Below are 19,715 nucleotides of genomic sequence, written 5' to 3' on the forward strand. Positions count from 1 at the left end.
GATGTCGGACGATCCGTATGCCATTGCTTCCTTTGCGGATGACATTTTGATCCGACCCACAGCACGGACAGCATTGCTTTTCGCTGACGGGGAAAGCTTCTATGTGAAGTTCATCGGCATCGATGGACAGGATTTGGCGGATTTTTAGCTCTGGTATGTCGAGTAATTCATTGATATACTGGTTTTGCATCTGTCTATTCCTTTTTCGTTGTTCGGTGAGACTTACAACATTACAGGATTAGCAGATGTTTTTCCATTTTCAGCCTGAGATTATTTCGTCAAGCACTGATTACGGTTTTGAGCCGAAAAAAATAGTATTAAATTCATATTCTTCTCGGGGGATCCATCCATTAAAGGATCTGCATCTAATGTCTGCCTACTGCAAAGACATATTTAAAAATTTTATTAATAAGTATAAGGAAAAAATTTCTGCTGAGTATTGGTCAAAAATTGATATGTTTAATTTGTCCACCGTATACCAAGATCATGAAGTATGGCCTATGCTGAAAGAACTAGGGGCAAATAAGATGTTTATTATTACTGCCGGGTTGGCAATAGGTCTTGGTTATGCAGATGCGACAAGAGATTATTTTATTAGTTTTACTGAAATTCACAGACAGAATGACCCTTATCAACTATATCGAAAAAGCTCTCCTATCGGATTTACACCCGTTAATGAGACGCCGGGAAACTGGGTGGTTATCGATAAGGTGTATACTGCAGGAACTATTAATTTGGCTGCGGATGTTATCAGAGAGAAAGTAGGTTCGACCGTTACAATCACTCGAGTGGGACTGTTCCCGAAATCATACGATTCATTAAAGTCTTTAGACTGGTTTGTTTATGGCGGTCGTATATATAGATGTGCTGAGATTCTGCCAAGAATAACCAAAAGTGATTGGCATAAAAGCATATTATTTCAGGAGAGCAATTTTGAAGATCATTTTAAAAACAAGGTGTTTGATGCTTTCGACGGCCAGAATAGAGATAGGTCAGGTACTTATTGAAACTCAGACTGGAAAATCACGCTTTAAATGAACTAGGGGAACGTTGCAGAGATGAAGAGAACTGCGGCTTCCTGAATTCAGGTACTGAGTTTAATCCCGACTAAGCTTACTGGATATGCGAAAGACGCATTAGTTATTGACTAACCATCTCCAACGTTGTAAATTAAATGTAAGCTCGATATAGTCATTAGTGAATAGAATGTAGCTTTGAATGAGGGAAGAATTGGGTTTCCTTATCGAACTGCATTCTTTTTGTTTTTTTAAAGGTAGTTCACACGCGGATTTGGGCCACACACCAGTTGGCGGAAATGAGTGTCAGAACAGGATGGAGCAATGGCGTTTAGCGATTAGTCATTAGAAGCCGTTACCGTTACTACTATTTATAGTAAAGCAGGTGCGGAAATGCAGATAGCGGAACCAAAGGAAGATCATCACGCCGTGTATGTGGGCGGCGGGACCTTAACGATCCGGCAGGTCGTAGAGGTCGCCCGCTTCCATGCCAAGGTGGAGCTGCGCGAAGAGAGCATCCGCTGCATGGCGAAGAGCAGGGCTTATGTGGAAACGCTGTTGCGGGAGAAAAAAGTGGTGTACGGCTTGACAACCGGCTTCGGGAAGTTTTGCGATACGTATATTTCCGGCGAGGATGTCAAAGCGCTGCAGTTGAATCTCATTCGAAGCCACGCGTGCGGGATTGGCGAGCCGTTCTCGATTGAAATCGCGCGAGCGATTATGCTGCTGCGTGTCAATGCGCTTGCGCTCGGCTACTCCGGCATCCGGCAGGAAGTGGCGCAATTGATGGTCGGCATGCTGAACGAGGGGGTAACGCCGATCATCCCGGAAAAAGGCTCGCTCGGCGCAAGCGGTGATTTGGCGCCGCTGTCCCATTTGGCGCTCGTCCTCGTCGGCGAGGGCGAAGCTTATTATCAGGGCAGGCGGATGCCGGGCGGTCAGGCGATGCAGCTTGCCGGGCTTGTTCCCGTCACGCTGGAGGCGAAGGAGGGGCTTGCCCTCATCAACGGGACGCAGGCGATGACGGCGGTAGGCGCGTTGGCTTGCCACGATGCTATGAATCTGGCGAACTGGGCAGACTGCACGCTTGCCTTGACTTGTGAAGCGCTTTTCGGCGTTCGGGACGCCTTCGATCCGCTGACCCACCTCATTCGCCCGCATCAAGGACAGCGTCAATCCGCCGAAAATGTGATCCGGTTGACCTCCGGCAGCAAATTCATCACAAGCCAGGGGGAGCGGAGGGTGCAGGATGCCTATTCCTTGCGCTGCGCGCCGCAGGTTCACGGGGCAAGCCGGGATGCGCTGGCCTATATTGCCGGCAAGCTGGAAATTGAAATTAATTCCGCAACGGATAATCCTCTTATTTTTGTGGACGAGGGGAGAGTAATCTCGGGCGGGAATTTCCATGGGCAGCCGATCGCTCTGGCGATGGACCATCTGTCGGTCAGCGCAGCGGAGCTGGCCAACATTTCCGAACGGCGGATCGAAAGGCTGGTCAACCCTCACTTGAATGAGCAGCTTCCGCCTTTTCTAACGAATAATGGCGGGCTTCAATCCGGGTTCATGATCGCGCAGTACGCAGCCGCGTCCGTCGTGTCCGAGAATAAGGCGCTCGCTCATCCGGCCAGCGTCGATTCCATTCCGTCCTCGGGCAACCAAGAGGATCATGTCAGCATGGGGACGATTGCCGCCCGCAAAGCGAAGCAGATCGTTGAGAACGCTTACGCCGTCCTCGCCATTGAGCTGCTGTGCGGGGCGCAAGCGGCTGATTTCCGCGACCCGCGGGGGCTTGGGCTCGGGACCAAATGGCTCTATGATCAATGCCGCAAGCTTGTCCCCGCCGTCGAGTCGGATCGCGTGCTTGCCGATGATTTTCAGAAGGTGGCGGATTGGATGAGAGGGACGGATGCCGCCGCGAGCATTGCGGACGTAGTCAAGCTTCAATAGGAGGACATGGATTCAAGTTTAGGCAGCGCTCCATTTCTCTAACTGGCCCGAGTTTGGCTTTAGATGGGTAACATTTTTTTAAAATACGGGGCTATTGGTCAAGAAGGGAGGTTGGCTATGAGTAACGTGAATGAAGGAAAGCGGTTCGACTGCGGCAATTATACGATGGGCAAGCTGACCTCGCTGTTGGTCATGCTGCATAACGAAGAAGCGGGCGCGGAAATTGAGCAGGAAATGAAAAAGAGAGGCTACCGCTATACGATCGGCAAGGTTGGGGCCATGGAACTGGTCAAAGTCGTGACCGCGATAGAAACGAGCGCCAAATCGAATAAGGTGATTGACCCGAACTCCTATCGGGAAGTTCATTCTCTATATCACGCCATTATCGAAGCGCTGCAGGGGATTGGAAGAGGAACGGTTCAATTCGGGGATATTTTGCGAACGGTTGGCTTAACGTTTTGCATTGCGAGAGGGATCGTCGACATTTCGGGGTATTCCGAGGAATGGTTAAGCGTCTGCGTGTACGGCACGATTGGCGCCCCCAAAAAAGGATTCGAGCACGATGTGCTCGGTTTCGGGTACAACCATATTTAAACAGCGTCATCTTGCGATGTCACCTATAATATCATGCTGCTTTGACGCAACCTGGACGGCAGGGATAGTGAGATACTTTTCTATTGAGTGGTTTTGAAGACATGGAAGCGGGCTTTGCTATGGTTTGTCAATCCGATTATAAAGGAGTGGCTAGTTGTGAAGCAAACGACCAAGCGTATCATCAGAGCGGCACATGGAACGGAACTGACGGCGAAAGGCTGGCAGCAGGAAGCGGTCCTGCGAATGCTTATGAACAATCTGGATCCCGACGTGGCCGAACGGCCGGACGATCTGGTCGTCTATGGCGGCATCGGCAAGGCGGCGAGGAATTGGGAGTGCTTCGACAAAATCGTGGAGTGTCTGACGAACCTGGAAGCGGATGAAACGCTCCTGGTGCAATCGGGCAAGCCTGTGGGCATGTTCCGGACGCACACGCATGCGCCGCGGGTTCTCATCTCCAATTCGGTAATCGTGCCTGCCTATGCCAATTGGGATACGTTCCACGAGCTGGATAAGCAGGGATTGATGATGTACGGGCAAATGACGGCCGGAAGCTGGATTTACATCGGGACGCAGGGCATTTTGCAAGGAACGTATGAGACCTTCGCCGAGGCGGCCCGCCAGCATAGAGGAGGCACCCTGAGAGGAACGTTGACGTTAACGGCCGGACTCGGCGGCATGGGAGGAGCCCAGCCGCTCGCCGTTACAATGAACGATGGCGTCATGATTGGAGCGGAGGTCGATCCGTCCCGGATCCAGCGCAGAATCGATACGAAATACTGCGATATTATGGTTCGCGATCTGGCTGAAGCGTTGAAGCTGGCGGAGGCTGCGAAGGCGGAGGGAAGAGCGCTCTCGATCGGCCTGGTGGGAAATGCGGCAGAGGTGTTCCCGGAAATAGTGCGGCGGGGGATTCGCCCCGATTTCGTCACCGATCAGACATCGGCCCACGATCCGCTTAACGGCTATGTGCCGGCAGGCTATTCGCTGGAAGCGGCGGCCGAACTGCGTGCGGCCGATCCGGCGCAATATGTGAAGCTGTCCAAAAAGTCGATGGCTATCCATGTCCAGGCGATGCTCGATCTTCAGAAAATGGGCGCGATTGTCTTCGATTATGGCAATAATATCCGCCAAGTGGCCTTCGATGAAGGGGTGAAGGATGCGTTTCAGTTCCCTGGCTTCGTTCCGGCCTATATCCGCCCGCTTTTCTGCGAGGGGAAGGGGCCGTTCCGCTGGGCGGCCTTGTCCGGCAATCCGGACGATATTTATAAGACGGATGAGCTTGTCTTGAAGCTGTTCCCGGAAAATACTCATCTCTGCAAGTGGATCAAGATGGCCAGGGAGAAGGTCGCGTTCCAGGGCTTGCCGGCCCGTATCTGCTGGCTCGGCTATGGAGAACGGGCCAAGATGGGCTTGGCCATCAACGAGATGGTGCGGAATGGAGATATTTCTGCTCCGATCGTCATCGGCCGGGATCATCTGGACTGCGGCTCCGTCGCTTCGCCGAACCGCGAGACGGAAGCGATGAAGGACGGCAGCGATGCGGTCGCCGACTGGGCGATATTGAACGCGCTGGTGAATACGGCTTCCGGCGCGAGCTGGGTATCCGTTCACCACGGCGGCGGCGTCGGCATGGGGTATTCCCTGCATGCGGGCATGGTCGTCGTCGCGGACGGTTCAGCCGAAGCGGACGAGAAGCTGGCCCGCGTCTTGAACACGGACCCGGGCATGGGCATTATCCGTCATGCCGACGCCGGTTATGAGCTTGCGATACAGACGGCGAAGAATCGCGGAGTCCGCGTGCCGATGCTGGGCATATAACGATGACGCGCAGCACGCCCGGCCGGGCGTGCTGCCTTCGAGAGGGGGATCAGGATGGAACAAAATCGTATCGACCTGTTGATCCATAACATAGGAACGCTCATCACCATGCAAGGAAGCCGGGGACCGCGGTCAGGCCGTGAAATGTCAGAGGTGGGGGCCGTGCGCCGAGGCGCGGTGGCGATCCGGGACGGCCTCATCGTTGCGGCGGGACCGGAAGATGAGGTGATGGCGCATATCGCCGGCCTGCCGATCGAGCGCAAGCATGATGCCCAGGGCTTGCTGGTTACGCCGGGGCTCATCGACCCGCACACCCACCTCGTTCACGGCGGCTCGCGCGAGCATGAGCTGGAGCTGAAGCTGAAGGGCGTTTCTTATTTGGAAATATTGGCTCAAGGCGGCGGGATTTTGAGCACGGTTCGAGCCACCCGTCAGGCAACGGAAGAGGAACTGTACGTGAAAGCGAAAGCGAGCCTGGATATCATGCTTTCCTTCGGCGTGACGACGGCGGAAGCGAAGAGCGGCTACGGGCTGACCTTGGAGGACGAGCTGAAGCAGCTCCGGGTCGCTGACCGGTTGAACCGGGAGCATCCGGTTGATTTGGTATCCACGTTTATGGGAGCCCATGTGGTGCCGGAAGAATATAAAGGCCGCTCCGGAGACTTTGTGAAGGTGGTTATCGAACAGATGCTGCCAGAGGTGAAGCGGCAAGGGCTGGCCGAATTTTGCGATGTGTTCTGCGAGCACGGCGTATTTTCCGTGGAAGAATCGGAGCAAATTCTGCTTGTCGCCAAGGAATTGGGCTTTGGCCTCAAAATTCATGCCGATGAAATCGAGCCGATCGGAGGCGCGCAGTTGGCCGGCAAGCTGGGCTGCATTTCCGCCGAGCATCTGATTGCCGCCTCGGACGAAGGCTTGGAAGCGATGCGTCAGGCGGGCGTCGTGGCCGTCTGTCTGCCTGCCACTTCCTTCAACCTGCGGCTGACGCATCACGCCCGGGCCCGCGCCATGATCGAAATGGGGCTCCCGGTAGCCCTGTCCACGGACTATAATCCGGGAAGCTCTCCTACGGAATCCATCCAGCTTGTCATGACCTTGGGCTGTCTGAACTTGGGCATGACCCCCGAGGAAGTGCTGACGGCCGTGACCATCAATGCGGCTCATGCCATCGGGAGAGCCGATGCCGTAGGAAGCCTGGAGGCCGGCAAGCAGGCGGACCTCGTTATTTTCAAGGCCGATAACCTGGCCTACTTGCCGTATCATTTCGGAATCAATCATGTTCATACCGTGTTCAAACGGGGGAACGTCGTCGTGTCTACAGGCAGTTGATCATATCCCCGGCGATCAGCGAGCCGGGGAAGGAACGGCTTGCGGCGGCGCGGTCGCCGGCAAGGCCGTGAAGATAGACGCCGAGGGCCGCGGCAAGGCCGGCGTCGTACCCTTGCGCGAGCAGGCCGGCGATCAGGCCTGCCAGCGCATCGCCCGCACCTCCGGTAGCCATTCCCGGGTTGCCGGACGCGTTCACGTACACGTCCCCGGCGGGGGTGGCGGTTACGGTGCGGGCGCCCTTCAGCACGAGCGTCACGCCGTGCTGGACGGCATAGCGGCGCGCCAGGCCGATGCGGTCGCGCTGCACTTCGCGCGCGTCGAGGCCCGTCAGGCGCGCCATTTCGCCCGGATGCGGCGTCAGGATCGCGGCTCCGTCCCGCTGCGGCCATGCATCGAGGCCGCCCGCCTCCGCGATCATGTTGAGCGCATCCGCATCGGCGACGAGCGGGCATGGCGCGCCCGTCCAGATCTCGCGCAGCCAGGCGCCGTCGCCGGGGAAACGGCCCATGCCCGGGCCGATCGCCAGCGCCTTCTTGCCGGCAGCGAGCCGCAGCACCGCCTCGGCCGGCACGGCCGCCCAGTCGCCGCGTCCGCCGTCGGGCATGCCGTGCAGCATCGCTTCCGGAAGCCGCCCAATCATCGGATCCAATAGCCGTTCCGGCAGCGCCCAGCTCACGAGTCCGGCTCCGGAACGGAGCGCCGCGGCGGAGGCCAGCAGCCCGGCGCCGCTATATTGCCGGGTGCCGGCCGCCACCAGCACATGGCCATACGTGCCTTTATGCGTATCCGCCTTGCGCGTCAGCGGCAGCGTCAGCCCGAAGCGCCGCAGGAACAACTCTTCATTGGTCCAAAAGGTCCGAATGCCTTCCTTTTCCGCCAATTCGCCCGGAATGCCGATCAAGCGGACAACGACGCGACCTGCCCGTTCCGCGCCCGGATATTGCGTCAGCCCGCGTTTGAGCAAGGCGAGGGCCACGGTTATATCCGCATGAATGCAGGGATCATGCGTCTCCCCAGTATCCGCGTCAATGCCGCTCGGAATATCGATGGCGACGACGGGCAATCCGCTCCCGTTCGCTTCCCGGATTAACGAGGCGTACGGCTCGCGCGGGGCTCCGGCCGTGCCGGTGCCAAGGAGGGCATCGACAATCCCCGCATACTCCTCCCACCGGATGCAGTCCTTCCCATAGACGGAAGCGGCGATGCCCATTATTTTGATCATCTTCGAACCGAGTTTTGATTTCGCGAATCTGGATTGCCGACGATATGAGGGGATGGTACACTATGAAGGATACACATCAGCACGGTAGAAAGAGAGTGGTTGAAATGAAGTCATATCTGGCGTTATTGCAGGACATTTTGGATCACGGGGTGAAAAAGGAGGATCGGACCGGGACAGGCACCTTGTCCGTGTTCGGGCGTCAGCTTCGCTTCGATCTGGCCGAAGGCTTTCCGCTTGTCACGACGAAGCGGCTGCACCTGAAATCGATCGTTCATGAATTGCTCTGGTTTTTGAGCGGAGATACGAATATTCGTTATTTGAAGGAAAACGGCGTCCGTATCTGGGACGAATGGGCGGATGAGAATGGCGACCTGGGACCGGTATACGGATCGCAGTGGCGTGCCTGGGAGACCAAGGACGGACGCACGATCGACCAGATTGCGAATGTGATCGAGCAGATTAAGACGAATCCGGATTCGCGCCGGCTGCTCGTCTCCGCCTGGAATGTCGGCGAGGTCGATCAGATGAAACTGCCGCCATGCCATTACTCGTTCCAATTTTATGTCGCCGGAGCCAAGCTGAGCTGCCTGCTTAACATGCGTTCGGTGGATACGTTCCTCGGACTGCCGTTCAATATCGCCAGCTATTCGCTGCTTACGCATATGGTGGCCCAGCAATGCGGTCTGGAGGTTGGAGAATTCATCTGGAGCGGCGGCGACGTTCACATTTATTCGAATCATATGGAGCAGGTGAAGACCCAGTTGGAGCGGGAGCCGCTGCCGCTTCCGAAGCTGGTCATCAAGCGCAAGCCGGATTCGATTTTCGATTACCGGTTCGACGATTTCGAATTCGTGGACTATCAGCATCATCCGACGATTAAGGCGCCGGTTGCGGTATAGGCTTTGAACAGCGGCTCAAGACTCGAATGACGACGGGTACTATAGAAGATAGTCTCGGGAGCCTTTATTAATGGAATAAAAGAGACAGAAGGGAGACGCACCGCGATGCCGATAACGATGATCTGGGCGATGGACAAGCGCCGTCTTATTGGCAAGGACAACGGGATGCCATGGCGGCTGCCGAGCGATATGGCTTATTTCAAGGCGATGACGCAGGGAAAGACGGTCGTCATGGGGCGCAAGACGTATGAATCGCTGGGGAAGGCGCTGCCGAACCGGCGCAATATTGTGCTTTCCCGCAACCCGGGCTGGACCGTGCCCGATGCGGAGGTATGGCATCATATCGAGTCCGTGCTGCCGCTGGCGGCGGAGGAGGAAATTATGGTGATGGGCGGCGCTCAAATTTACCGCGAGTTCCTTCCTTATGCGGACAAGCTTCTGGTGACGCGGATCGATGCCGAATTCGAGGGCGACGAATATTTTCCGCCTTATGACGAGTCGCTCTGGGAACTGGCGGGCGAGGCCGAGGGACCGATTGACGAGAAGAACCGGTATCCGCACCGCTTCCAGATCTATGTCCGGAAGGAAGCGTGACGCGAGATCAACCTCGCAAGCGGGCAGCGGCCCCTTTTCATATGTATTGAAATGCAAATCATTCGTGATCGACTCCATATGTTCCGGGATATCGTTTAAGGTACGATCATTGGCACAAACATGCCGGACCGTCCGATGTCCGGACATGTCATCAATCGGCACAATTGCGAACAGGCTTTGCGATTGCTACGCGAACGGATGGAGGAGTCAGCATGTCAACGCCGACCGGATTTATGGAGTATTCTCGACAAATACAAGCGGAACGGGACCCGGCTGAACGGGTGCTGGACTGGAAGGAATTCCATCTGCACCTGACCGAAGAGGAACTGCGGACCCAGGCGTCCCGCTGCATGGATTGCGGCACGCCCTATTGCCATACGGGGATGGAGCTGGCGTCCGGCACCTCCGGCTGCCCGGTGAACAATCTGATTCCGGAATGGAATCATCTCGTGTACCGCGGGCTGTGGCGGGAAGCGCTCGAACGGCTCGAGGCTACGAATAACTTCCCCGAATTTACGGGAAGGGTCTGTCCGGCGCCCTGCGAAGGGGCATGTACCGTCGGGCTTATCGGCGAGCCGGTCACGATCAAGTCAATCGAGGAAGAGATTATCGAACGCGGTTTCCGCGAAGGCTGGGTGACGGCGAAGCCTCCGCAGCGCCGGACCGGCAAGCGGGTCGCGGTCGTCGGATCGGGACCGGCGGGACTGGCCTGCGCGGATGAGCTCAATCAGGCCGGGCATTCCGTCACGGTATATGAGCGCGACGATCGCATCGGCGGTCTGCTTATGTACGGCATTCCGACGATGAAGCTGGACAAGGAAGTGGTGGAGCGGCGGGTGCGGCTGCTCGCCGAGGAAGGGATCCGCTTCGTGACGAATATCGAGATCGGAACCGATATTCCGGCCCGCGAGCTGGTCGAACAGTATGATGCGGTCGTGCTGTGCGCCGGGGCGACGAAGCCGCGCGAGTTCGTCATCGAAGGCAGCGATCTCGAAGGCATTCATTATGCGATGGACTATTTGAACGGAACGATTAAGAGCTATCTGAACTCCGGCCTGGAGGACGGCAGCTACGTGTCGGCGGCAGGCAAGGATGTCATTGTCATCGGCGGCGGCGACACGGGGACCGACTGCGTAGCGACCGCGCTGCGCCACGGCTGCCGCAGCATCACGCAATTCGGCACGCGTCCGCAGGCGCCAGCCGTGCGCGACGAGGCCGCCAATCCTTGGCCGCAGTTCCCGAATGTGTATACGCTCGATTATGCGCACCAGGAAGCGAAGGCCTTGTACGGACGCGATCCGCGCGAATTTTCCATCATGACGACGCGCTTCGTGGGCGACGAGGAAGGGCGCGTGAAGGAGCTGCACACGGTTCAGATTGAGCGGATCGTCGACGAGCAGGGACGGAAGACGTATCGGCCAATCCTGGGAACGGAGCGGGTCTATCCGGCGCAGCTCGTTATTATCGCGGTCGGCTTCGACGGCCCGGAGGCGACGCTCATCGATCAGCTCGAGCTTGATACGGATCGCCATACCAATGTGAGGACGGTCAGAGGCAAATACGGGACGAAGATTCGCAATGTCTTTGCCGCCGGAGATATGCGGCGCGGACAGAGCTTGGTCGTCTGGGCCATCCACGAGGGACGGGAAGCCGCCCGCGAAGTGGACAGGTATCTGGCGAATGACTTGTCATCCTGCCCGGAATGAGGAATAATAAATAGAAGAGAACGCTGCAAGAAGCTGCGCTATCCATAGCGCGGCTTTCTGTCGTTCGCCAGAGAGACGGGGGGAGCAGATGAAGACGCTGATTATTGCGGAGAAGCCGGATATGGGACGGAATATCGCTGCCGCCATAGAACCGAAAGCCAAAAATCACCGTTCCTATCTGGAAGGGGACAATTATATCATTACGTGGGCGATCGGGCATTTGGTCGGGCTCGCCGAGCCGGAAGCTTATGATATGAAGTATAAGAAATGGAATATCAACGACCTTCCGATTATACCCGGCGACTTCAAGCTGATCGCATACCGCAAGACGAAGGATCAATTGAAGATCATCGCCGAGCTGGCCAAGCGCAGCAATCTGCTGGTCAACGCTTGCGACGCCGGAAGGGAAGGACAATATATCTTTTCGCTCATCCAGCGTTATTTGAAGTTAAAGCATCCGGTGAAGCGGCTCTGGATATCCGATCTGACCCCGGAAACGATTCGGCGGGGCTTCGCCGAGCTGAAGGACGGATCGGAATATGACAATCTGACCAAAGCGGCGAGCGCCCGCAGCGAAGCGGATTGGCTGATTGGTATGAACGGGTCGCGCGCGTTCACGACGAAGCACAACGTGCTGCTGTCCGTAGGCCGAGTGCAAACGCCTGTATTGGCGCTTATCTATGAACGGCAGAAGCAGATTGAAGCCTTTACTTCGTTGACTTATTTCGAGGTCGAAGGCCATTTCTCCCAAGGGGATGGCACATACCAGGGTCTATGGCAGGGCGAGCGGATCACCGACCGGGCCCAAGCCGAGAAGCTGGCGGCGAAGGTGCAGGGGAAGCCGGGACGGATCGCCTCCTATCAGGCGAAGGAGACGAAGGAATATCCTTTTCGCCTGTATGATCTGACCTTGCTGCAGCGGGAGGCGAACAGCCGCTACGGGTTCTCCGCGAAGAAAACGTTGGATATCGCCCAGTCGCTGTACGAAAAGCACAAGGTTATTTCCTATCCGCGGACCAATTCGAACTATGTGACGGAGCAGAACATTCCGGAGATGCACAAGGCGCTGTCCATGCTGCAGGGCTCGGCATATGACGAGTGGGTGAAGGGCGCGAACCGGGCTCTCGTTCATAAAGGGAACAAGTACATATGCAATCCGGCCAAGGTCGAGGATCACCATGCGATTCTGCCGACCCAGCGGAAGGCCTCGGGCCTGTCTCCCGATGAACAGAAGCTGTACGATCTTATCGTGCGCCGCTTCCTGTCCCAGTTCTATCCGGCTGCGGAATACAAGATCCATACGGTCATGACGGAGGTTGAACGAGAGACCTTCAAAACCTCGGTCAAAGAGCTGCTCCATATCGGCTGGAAAGCCATCTATGCCGATTTGAAGAAGGAGAAGCCCAAGTCCGGCAGAGGGAAGCGCAAGGATGAGGAAGAAGCGGAAGAGATCGAGGTCGAGGTGCCGTTCCGGGTCAATCCCGACGAGGCGGCGCATTGTGTACGCGCCGTGGTCAAGGATAAGGAAACCCAGCCGCCCAAGCCCTATACGGAGGGCACGCTGCTCAAGGCGATGGAGAGCGCAGGCAAGCAGATTGAAGACGAGGAGCTGCGCGATGCGATGAAGGATTCCGGTCTGGGCACGCCGGCTACTCGGGCCGCCACGATTGAGCGTCTCAAAAAAGTGGGCTATATCGAGATGAAGGGCAAGACGATCCAGGTGACCCAAAAAGGCCGCACGGCGGTCGAGCTTATCCGGGCGGCAGGCATTGATCTGCTGACCTCGCCGGAAATGACCGGGCAATGGGAGCGGCGGCTGACGGAAATTTCCCGGGGCGCGGCTTCCGATGTTCAATTTATGGAAAATGTCAAGAAATTCGCAACGATGATTGTCGACAAGGTGAGGCTGCAGGCGCGGGCGGCGAAAACCTCCTTCGAAAGCGCCGAGCCGAAGCTGGGGAGCACGCGCCGGCGCAAGAGCGCAGCCGGACAAGCGTCCGCCGCGGCGCAATCCGCGCAGGACAGTCCGGCGGCCGCCGGGACCCGGCCATCTTCGAAGCGGAGTGCAGCGGTTAAGTCGGCGGAACCGCAGCGGGGCGAGGGGCCGTCTATCGTCGGGACTTGTCCGCGCGCCGGCTGCGGAGGCGTCATCTTTATGGGGCGCAAAGGGTACGGCTGCTCGAATTACAAACAGGGCTGTGGCTTCGTTATCTGGAAGGAAAGCTTCGGCCGCAAGCTTACCGATACGCAGGTGAGGGCGCTGATCGAGAAGGGCAAGACCGCAAAGATGAAGCTGGTCCTGCCGGACGGCTCCGAGACGCAAGCCCGCATCGTTCTGGCGAGCGCGGAGACCGGGAAGTTAGGGACAGAGGCGTAGCCTGTCCCGGAATGCCGTGCGGCATGCGCAGCCAGAGCGAGAGTTGTTCCGACGAACCAAGTGCAGCGTTATGGCAAATACAACAGAAGGCCGGCTCTCTCGAAGCCGGCCTGTCTCCTTACCGCGGGGTCAATATCCAATTGTGTATGACGCGTGGCACCTCGCTCAACTGCTCGATGGTCTCGAAAGCGCCGTTCGGCTCGGCATTGATATCGACGATGTTAAATGCCCATTCGTTCGCCTGCTTCAAGTAAATGGCATTCAGACCGGACAGCAGGGCGGGAATCACGTCGGTTCGCAGCGAATTGCCGATCATCCAGGTGCTCTCGGCCGGGAAGCCTTGTTCCCGCACGATAGCGGACAACGCCTCCGCTGTCTTGTGCCGGCGAATGAATATCCGATCTCCGAAATAGTCGGACAGCTTCATCTGCGCAATTTTGCGCTCTTGAATGACTTGTTCCCCGCCGGTATACAGGAAGAGCTCATGCCCGTCATCCCGCAGCCGATCGAGCGTCTCGATCATGCCGGGATAAGGCTCGATCTCGAACTCGTAGACGCTCATTCCCAGCTTCCAGAGCAGCTCGGACTCGTCGGCGGACGAGGCGCGTCCGGTCAATGCAGTGAAGTGATCGTATGTCTGGATCAACGAGCGCGGGAAATGCTCGCTCTGAAAGCCGTTGTCCTGCACGCCGGCAATATCGATGCGGACCTGCACCGCGCGGATATCCTCGGCCCGCAGCTTCCACGGCGCGAACCACGTCATCATCGTGTCGAGAAATTGTTGAATGACGATGTCAAAATATTTGTTGCAATGGACGAGCGTATCGTCCAGATCGAATAATATCGTTTGTCTCGGCATCACGGTCATGCCGAATCACCTCCTTGACGCTATCAAAGCCGCAACAGCGCAAGAGGCTGCAATCAGGCTTGCTGTCATTGTCATGAATGTATGTAGGCTTCGAGAAAAGCGGATAAATCCGCAAGCCCTTCCGGCCGCAGCGCGATCCGCTGCACCTTGCCGTTCCAGTACGTCCGGATATAGCCCGCGGAGCGCAGGACCGCCAGATGATGCTTGAGCGCTCCCGTCGACAGCGGTATATACTCCTGGATTTCCTCGAACGTATACGGCTTCTGTCCGACCAGACGCAAGATGCGCAGCCGCTTCTCGTCTGCCAATGCTTCGGTCATGCGGCGCAGGTTGTGCGACGGAGTCATCAGATCCGGTTCCGGCTTGTCCGCCGGGTACAGGACGAGAATCCGTCTTCGGAACGTACAGTTATTATTAATCGGACGATAGTGCCACATCGGGGCAAGAATCACTTCGTCAACCGAATCATGCTCCGGAATGACGACGCCGTTCGTGGCCAGCTCGATGAGATCCTGCGGCTTTATTTTGTCCAATAGCCGCCGCTTCTCTTCCGCGTCATGCAGAAGTATCGGTTCCCATTCCGGAAGCGAGTGACGGATATAGTGTTCATACCAGAATCGGAGCGCCGGAACATACAGCTCCAGGCAGCGTTCCAGCCGGAAGGAGGGGAGGCGCAGGCCATTCTCTTGTCTGACTCTGTCCCACTCGTCCGGTGTCAGCCGTTCCAGCTGGTCGAGATAGGAAGGAATATCGTTGTGATTCCGCTCCAGCGCAAGCGCGTAGAGCATGTCGAAGTCGCTTAACGAATGCTTCCGGATCTTCTCGCTGTACGCATTCGATTGCGGAGGGAGCTGCTGCTCGATGCTGCGCGCCCATTCCATTCCGTTCTCTACGTTGCGGATCCACTTGCGGTGAACGAACAACATAAAGCTTCCAATAAGTTCATATACCGATGAATAGTCGATACGAACATGGTAGGTCATGCCTTACGGAGCCCCCTTGGATAACATTGCGTTACTCTATCATTATGAATTGTGTTGCATCCTATTGTCTACTATAATGTTGAAATGTTGGTGTCATATGAAGCTTGGGGGGGCGGCCGCGCGCCGCAAGCTTCAAGCGTTCAAATCATAGTTTTGCGGAGGAAAGTCCATGTCAGCAAGACGCTTCACTACGAGTTCTCCAAGCATGCAATTTTTAATTCTTATTATTGTTGTCACATTTACCGGATTGAGTCAAGGGATGCTGCTCCCGCTCTTAACGATCTTCCTCGAGCGGATGGGCGTTCCTTCCGATCTGAATGCGCTGAATGCGACGGCTTTGTACGTCGGCGTATTCGCCATGATGTTCGCCGTCGAACGGATCCTGCTCCGGGTGGGATACAAGCGGATGCTTCTCGGCGGGCTCATCGTCGTAACGGCAGCGATCGTGCTGTTCCCGCTGCTGCCCAATATTTATGTCTGGTTCGCGCTCCGGATGATTGTCGGCCTGGGGGACAGCGCGCTGCATTACGCGACCCAGCTATGGGCGGTCTCCGTCAGCCCGGCTCACCGGCGCGGACGGAATATTTCGCTGTACGGGATGGCGTATGGACTTGGCTTCAGCTTCGGTCCGCTCGGCATTAATTTGCTCCGCGTGCATGATTCCGCGCCGTTCCTGGTGATGGCCGCGCTGTTCGTCGTTGTCATCGGACTCGTTACGTTCGTGCTGCCGAATCAGCCGGTGGAAGGCTTGCATGAAGGCGCCCGTCCCGAGAAGCGGTATGTCCGCTCTTATCAATGGGCCTGGTTCGCCCTGCTGCCTGCCTTCTTGTACGGCTATATGGAAGCCTCGATGAACAGCAACTTCCCGATTTATGCGCTGCGCATCGGCCTGGAGGAGCACTGGATCTCGTTCCTGCTGCCGTTCTTCGGCATCGGCGGCCTTATCCTCCAGCTTCCGCTCGGCATACTGAGCGACAAGCTGGACCGCAAAAAGGTGCTGATGGCTTGCGGTCTGACCGGAGGAGCGGGATTTCTCCTCATCCCGTTCGTCGGAACGAGCGTCTGGGGAATTTTGATTCTCTTTCTGCTGGTCGGCGGGTTGGTCGGCTCCTTTTTCTCGCTTGGCCTGGCCTATGCCGCGGATATTTTGCCGAAGGCTTACCTGCCTTCCGCGAATGTGATCGCATCCGTTCACTTCAGTCTGGGCAGCATTATCGGGCCGAATCTGGCCGGCTTGGGGCTGCAATATGTGTCGATGGGCAGCATGTTCTACTTGCTTGGCCTCTGGTACATCGGCTTCTCGCTGCTCGGCTTCATCTTCAAGCGGCAGGCAAAAACGCTTGCAAGTTAGGTCTCATCTTCCTTACACTTATAAATATATGTTCACAAGCGTGCAAGCCGATTTTTGGAACAGCCCTGAAAGGAAAGAAAACGGAATGCCTTCTACGGATAGAGAGGAGTCTATGCCATGATTAAAGTAGAACGTCTGGTCAAGCGGTATCCGCCGGCCCCGCCGATATTGGATCGGCTGAGCTTCGAGCTCGAGCCTGGCGAGTTCGTCGGCGTCATCGGCGCAAGCGGCAGCGGCAAATCGACGCTGCTCAAATGCATCGCGATGCGCGAGAGCTGGACGAGCGGCAAGTATAACGTCGACGGCGTCAATATTTTCGAGAATCAGGTCAACGGCAAGCGCAAGGTGATGCGCGAGTTCGCTTATCTGGAACAGAATCCGGTCCTCAATCTGAATCGAAAAGTGCTGAAGAATGTGCTCATCGGGCGCTTCCATCAGACGCCGATCTGGCGGATGGCTCTCGGCATCGTTCGTTCGGATGATTATATGGGCGCGATGGATACGCTTGAGATGCTCGGCTTATTGGACAAGGCGCATGAGCAGACAAGCAAGCTTAGCGGCGGGGAGCGCCAGCGTGTCGCCATCGCGCGCGCCCTCGTGCACGGGGCCAACGTTCTCTTGGCGGACGAGCCCGTGCTCGGCCTGGATCCGAAGGCCGCCGAGTCGGTGCTGGAGACGTTCCGCGGCTTGTGCCAGCGGGAGCGGAAGATCGTGATCGCCGTCTTCCATCAGGCCGAGCTGGCCGAGAAGTACGCGACCCGGATCTGGGGAATGAAGGAAGGGCGGATCGCGGTCGACGTGAAGGGACGCCGCCTGCTCCAATCGGAGAAGGCGCTTATACATTAATGTTGCGGCATGCCGCTTAGGCCAATGTCACGCCGCGCCTCTCCTCGCATATAGTGAGATTATGACCAATGATGAAGCGAGTGGATAGGGATGAGCACATCAACGGAAGCGGATGCCACGACGATGTATCCGCTGCCGGTCCAGGCGGATACGTATGTCATCCGCAGACCGAAGCTGACCGTCTACGTGCCTCAGATTCGCGGGCGTGACGGGGACGAAGCGGTATCCCGCATGAATAAGGCGATCCACCGCCAGGCGGTCCGGCTCATTCGGATGACCGGCTACGGCGAAGCGCCGGAGACGGAGGTAACGGGCTCCTACGAGATCAAGCTGAATGAACGCCATTATATCAGCCTCACTCTCATCGTATACGGATATACGGCGCATGCCGCGCACGGGATGACGTATCAGGCCGGGATGACGATGGATGTCAGGAACGGGCGGGAGCTGAAGCTGGCGGATCTGTTCAAGCCGGGAGCCCCCTATGTGAAGGTGCTGTCGGAGCAGGTAGCCGCCCAGATTCAGGCGCGCGACATTCCCGTGTTGGAGCCGTTCACCGAGATTCGGCCGGATCAAGATTTTTATATGACGGACAAAGCGCTTGTCCTGTTCTTCGGCCTGTATGAGCTGGCTCCATACGCCTACGGCTTTTCATATTTCCCGATATCCATATATACGTTGGAAGATATCAAGGCAGAGAACGGAATTATCGACGCGCTCTGGTATTAGCGCGGGGTTTGTCATGGTATTGTCACCTTTCGGTGACAGTTTTTTTTTATAATGATGGAGTATGTATTCTGTTAAGATATAATCATAATCAGGATAAATCTGAACTGATGAAAGAGTGATATGCGGAATGACAATGCGGTGGATACGGAGCGTGTCGCTTCTTCTCTTCGCCTGCATCCTGCTCAGCGGGTGCGAATGGCTGCAGGATCCCAAATCGTTAATGAGTCCCCCCCGGCTTCCGGAGGATAAGGCAAAGATAATGACGATTATTTCCTCGCAAATGCCGAAGGGGGCCGAGATGTTGCGGCCAGCCAATGCCGAGGATGCCAGCCGCATAAGGCTCGCCGATCTGAACAATGACGGGCGGGCGGATACGGCCATCGTATTTTACGAGACGCCGGACAAGGATGTGCGGCTGCACGGACTCGTCTTCCATAGCGACGGAGAGACGTGGAACAAGGTGGTCGAGTTCGATGGGGTAGGCGTCAGCTTGGATCGGGTCGAGCTCGTGGATCTGACCCATGACAACAAGCTGGATCTCGTCGTCGGCTATGGAGGCAGCGACAAGGATCTGAACAAAGGATTGGTCGTCTACACGTTCACGCAGGACGGCATCGTCAAAATATTCGAGCAGCCCTATTCCCAGTTCGTCATCGATGATCTGAACGGGGACGGGAAGAATCAGTTATACATCGTCAACAACCGACGCGAGATGCCGCCGGTGCTGACCATGTATGATTTCAAGGACGGGAAGATGGCCAAGCAGAATGAATTGACGCTGGACAAAGACGTGAATACGTATACGAACATGATTTCCGGCTATATCAGCAAGAACCAAAAAGGAATTGTGCTTGACGCAGTGGCCGGGGCCAATTACGGCGTAACGGATATTATCAAGTTGACACAGGATAATCAGCTCGTCTCTGTCCTGCCGGAAGAGATGGCGATCAAGCCGTATAACATCTCCAGCAGTGACATGAATGGAGACGGCATCATCGAGATTGCGATTCCCGAGAGGCCGCCGGGCTGGGATATTTATGCATCGTACGATGTTCCGTATTTCACGGGCTACTATCAGTGGGACGAGAAGAACGGGCTGAAGCTCGTCGAGAAGCAGTACCGCGATTATCAGGATCGGTTCCAGCTGAAGCTGCCGAATTCGTGGTATGGCCGGGTAACGATTGATACGAAGTCGAAGAAGGATGAATATATCCGGTTTATGGACATGCATACGAATGAGACGCTGGCCGAGATCAAGTTTTTCAACCCGGAATTATGGGAGACGTACAAGGAGAAGTGGACCTATCTCAGCTCGTATGGAGATACCATTATCGGGGTATTCAGCAAGGAGCCGCTGATGCTGAACAGAGGCACCCCGAAGATTCCGGATATCAACCGGGACAGCAATGAATGAAAGAAGGAGACGGGAAGAG

General features: G+C 56.4%; 16 protein-coding genes and 1 pseudogene. 13 read left to right on the top strand and 4 right to left on the bottom strand.

Annotation, left to right across the window (positions count from 1 at the left end; genetic code table 11):
- Nucleotides 1-190: pseudogene (locus ABD76_RS30890) on the bottom strand (ISL3 family transposase); the annotation flags it as partial.
- A gap of 178 nt (nucleotides 191-368) precedes the next feature.
- Here ABD76_RS30890 and ABD76_RS07905 point away from each other — a divergent pair.
- From ABD76_RS07905 to hutI, 5 genes are all read left to right on the top strand, one after another.
- Nucleotides 369-1,007, top strand: a complete 639-nt coding sequence (locus ABD76_RS07905) for a hypothetical protein (protein ID WP_197255767.1) — start codon at nucleotides 369-371, stop codon at nucleotides 1,005-1,007.
- 402 nt (nucleotides 1,008-1,409) lie between these two features.
- Complete coding sequence (hutH, locus tag ABD76_RS07910; protein ID WP_197255769.1) at nucleotides 1,410-2,963, top strand: histidine ammonia-lyase; 1,554 nt, start codon at nucleotides 1,410-1,412, stop codon at nucleotides 2,961-2,963.
- Between the two features lie 117 nt (nucleotides 2,964-3,080).
- Nucleotides 3,081-3,557 (top strand): hut operon transcriptional regulator HutP, encoded by a 477-nt coding sequence (gene hutP / locus ABD76_RS07915; protein ID WP_197255771.1) that lies wholly within the window; start codon nucleotides 3,081-3,083, stop codon nucleotides 3,555-3,557.
- Between the two features lie 156 nt (nucleotides 3,558-3,713).
- Nucleotides 3,714-5,378 (top strand): urocanate hydratase, encoded by a 1,665-nt coding sequence (hutU, locus tag ABD76_RS07920; RefSeq protein WP_197255773.1) that lies wholly within the window; start codon nucleotides 3,714-3,716, stop codon nucleotides 5,376-5,378.
- Between the two features lie 54 nt (nucleotides 5,379-5,432).
- Complete coding sequence (hutI, locus tag ABD76_RS07925) at nucleotides 5,433-6,707, top strand: imidazolonepropionase (protein ID WP_197255775.1); 1,275 nt, start codon at nucleotides 5,433-5,435, stop codon at nucleotides 6,705-6,707.
- Here the strand turns inward: hutI and ABD76_RS07930 are convergent.
- On the bottom strand, nucleotides 6,694-7,917 hold the full coding sequence (locus tag ABD76_RS07930) for an NAD(P)H-hydrate dehydratase (protein ID WP_338125072.1): 1,224 nt from the start codon (nucleotides 7,915-7,917) through the stop codon (nucleotides 6,694-6,696). The genes hutI and ABD76_RS07930 overlap by 14 nt on opposite strands.
- A gap of 116 nt (nucleotides 7,918-8,033) precedes the next feature.
- On the opposite strand from ABD76_RS07930, the gene thyA reads away from it, so the two are divergent.
- The 4 genes from thyA (at nucleotide 8,034) to ABD76_RS07950 (ending at nucleotide 13,505) form a co-directional block, all read left to right on the top strand.
- Nucleotides 8,034-8,828: a thymidylate synthase gene (gene thyA, locus ABD76_RS07935; RefSeq protein ID WP_197255777.1), complete on the top strand. Its 795-nt coding sequence runs from the start codon at nucleotides 8,034-8,036 to the stop codon at nucleotides 8,826-8,828.
- A 105-nt stretch (nucleotides 8,829-8,933) separates the two neighbouring features.
- A complete protein-coding gene (locus ABD76_RS07940) occupies nucleotides 8,934-9,422 on the top strand; it encodes a dihydrofolate reductase (protein WP_197255779.1) in 489 nt (162 codons plus the stop codon).
- 212 nt (nucleotides 9,423-9,634) lie between these two features.
- Nucleotides 9,635-11,128, top strand: a complete 1,494-nt coding sequence (locus ABD76_RS07945; protein ID WP_197255781.1) for a glutamate synthase subunit beta — start codon at nucleotides 9,635-9,637, stop codon at nucleotides 11,126-11,128.
- A gap of 88 nt (nucleotides 11,129-11,216) precedes the next feature.
- Entirely contained in the window at nucleotides 11,217-13,505 is a 2,289-nt protein-coding gene (locus ABD76_RS07950; RefSeq protein WP_197255782.1) for a DNA topoisomerase 3, read from the top strand.
- A 118-nt stretch (nucleotides 13,506-13,623) separates the two neighbouring features.
- Here ABD76_RS07950 and ABD76_RS07955 read toward each other — a convergent pair whose 3' ends face one another.
- Together ABD76_RS07955 and ABD76_RS07960 are read right to left on the bottom strand one after the other, a co-directional pair.
- Nucleotides 13,624-14,373: an HAD family hydrolase gene (locus ABD76_RS07955; RefSeq protein WP_197255784.1), complete on the bottom strand. Its 750-nt coding sequence runs from the start codon at nucleotides 14,371-14,373 to the stop codon at nucleotides 13,624-13,626.
- A 71-nt stretch (nucleotides 14,374-14,444) separates the two neighbouring features.
- Nucleotides 14,445-15,356 carry an ArsR/SmtB family transcription factor gene (locus tag ABD76_RS07960; protein ID WP_197255786.1) on the bottom strand — a complete coding sequence of 304 codons (912 nt, stop codon included), beginning with the start codon at nucleotides 15,354-15,356 and terminating at the stop codon, nucleotides 14,445-14,447.
- 205 nt (nucleotides 15,357-15,561) lie between these two features.
- On the opposite strand from ABD76_RS07960, the gene ABD76_RS07965 reads away from it, so the two are divergent.
- The 4 genes from ABD76_RS07965 (at nucleotide 15,562) to ABD76_RS07980 (ending at nucleotide 19,696) form a co-directional block, all read left to right on the top strand.
- A complete protein-coding gene (locus ABD76_RS07965) occupies nucleotides 15,562-16,707 on the top strand; it encodes an MFS transporter (protein ID WP_197255788.1) in 1,146 nt (381 codons plus the stop codon).
- Between the two features lie 117 nt (nucleotides 16,708-16,824).
- On the top strand, nucleotides 16,825-17,553 hold the full coding sequence (locus tag ABD76_RS07970; protein WP_197255789.1) for a phosphonate ABC transporter ATP-binding protein: 729 nt from the start codon (nucleotides 16,825-16,827) through the stop codon (nucleotides 17,551-17,553).
- Between the two features lie 90 nt (nucleotides 17,554-17,643).
- Nucleotides 17,644-18,282 carry a DUF3298 and DUF4163 domain-containing protein gene (locus tag ABD76_RS07975; RefSeq protein ID WP_197255792.1) on the top strand — a complete coding sequence of 213 codons (639 nt, stop codon included), beginning with the start codon at nucleotides 17,644-17,646 and terminating at the stop codon, nucleotides 18,280-18,282.
- A 127-nt stretch (nucleotides 18,283-18,409) separates the two neighbouring features.
- Complete coding sequence (locus ABD76_RS07980) at nucleotides 18,410-19,696, top strand: hypothetical protein (protein WP_242069441.1); 1,287 nt, start codon at nucleotides 18,410-18,412, stop codon at nucleotides 19,694-19,696.
- Nucleotides 19,697-19,715: the final 19 nt, after the last annotated feature.

It is taken from the genome of Paenibacillus dendritiformis (assembly GCF_015845845.1).
Lineage (GTDB): Bacteria > Bacillota > Bacilli > Paenibacillales > Paenibacillaceae > Paenibacillus_B > Paenibacillus_B dendritiformis_C.

Coding starts and splice junctions, on each gene's coding strand:
- hutP (WP_197255771.1), top strand. CDS start 3,081: ATGAGTAACGTGAATGAAGGAAAGCGGTTCGACTGCGGCAATTATACG.
- hutH (WP_197255769.1), top strand. CDS start 1,410: ATGCAGATAGCGGAACCAAAGGAAGATCATCACGCCGTGTATGTGGGC.
- ABD76_RS07930 (WP_338125072.1), bottom strand. CDS start 7,917: ATGGGCATCGCCGCTTCCGTCTATGGGAAGGACTGCATCCGGTGGGAG.
- ABD76_RS07940 (WP_197255779.1), top strand. CDS start 8,934: ATGCCGATAACGATGATCTGGGCGATGGACAAGCGCCGTCTTATTGGC.
- ABD76_RS07955 (WP_197255784.1), bottom strand. CDS start 14,373: ATGACCGTGATGCCGAGACAAACGATATTATTCGATCTGGACGATACG.
- ABD76_RS07980 (WP_242069441.1), top strand. CDS start 18,410: ATGACAATGCGGTGGATACGGAGCGTGTCGCTTCTTCTCTTCGCCTGC.
- ABD76_RS07975 (WP_197255792.1), top strand. CDS start 17,644: ATGAGCACATCAACGGAAGCGGATGCCACGACGATGTATCCGCTGCCG.
- ABD76_RS07965 (WP_197255788.1), top strand. CDS start 15,562: ATGCAATTTTTAATTCTTATTATTGTTGTCACATTTACCGGATTGAGT.
- thyA (WP_197255777.1), top strand. CDS start 8,034: ATGAAGTCATATCTGGCGTTATTGCAGGACATTTTGGATCACGGGGTG.
- ABD76_RS07970 (WP_197255789.1), top strand. CDS start 16,825: ATGATTAAAGTAGAACGTCTGGTCAAGCGGTATCCGCCGGCCCCGCCG.
- hutI (WP_197255775.1), top strand. CDS start 5,433: ATGGAACAAAATCGTATCGACCTGTTGATCCATAACATAGGAACGCTC.
- ABD76_RS07960 (WP_197255786.1), bottom strand. CDS start 15,356: ATGACCTACCATGTTCGTATCGACTATTCATCGGTATATGAACTTATT.
- ABD76_RS07905 (WP_197255767.1), top strand. CDS start 369: ATGTCTGCCTACTGCAAAGACATATTTAAAAATTTTATTAATAAGTAT.
- ABD76_RS07950 (WP_197255782.1), top strand. CDS start 11,217: ATGAAGACGCTGATTATTGCGGAGAAGCCGGATATGGGACGGAATATC.
- ABD76_RS07945 (WP_197255781.1), top strand. CDS start 9,635: ATGTCAACGCCGACCGGATTTATGGAGTATTCTCGACAAATACAAGCG.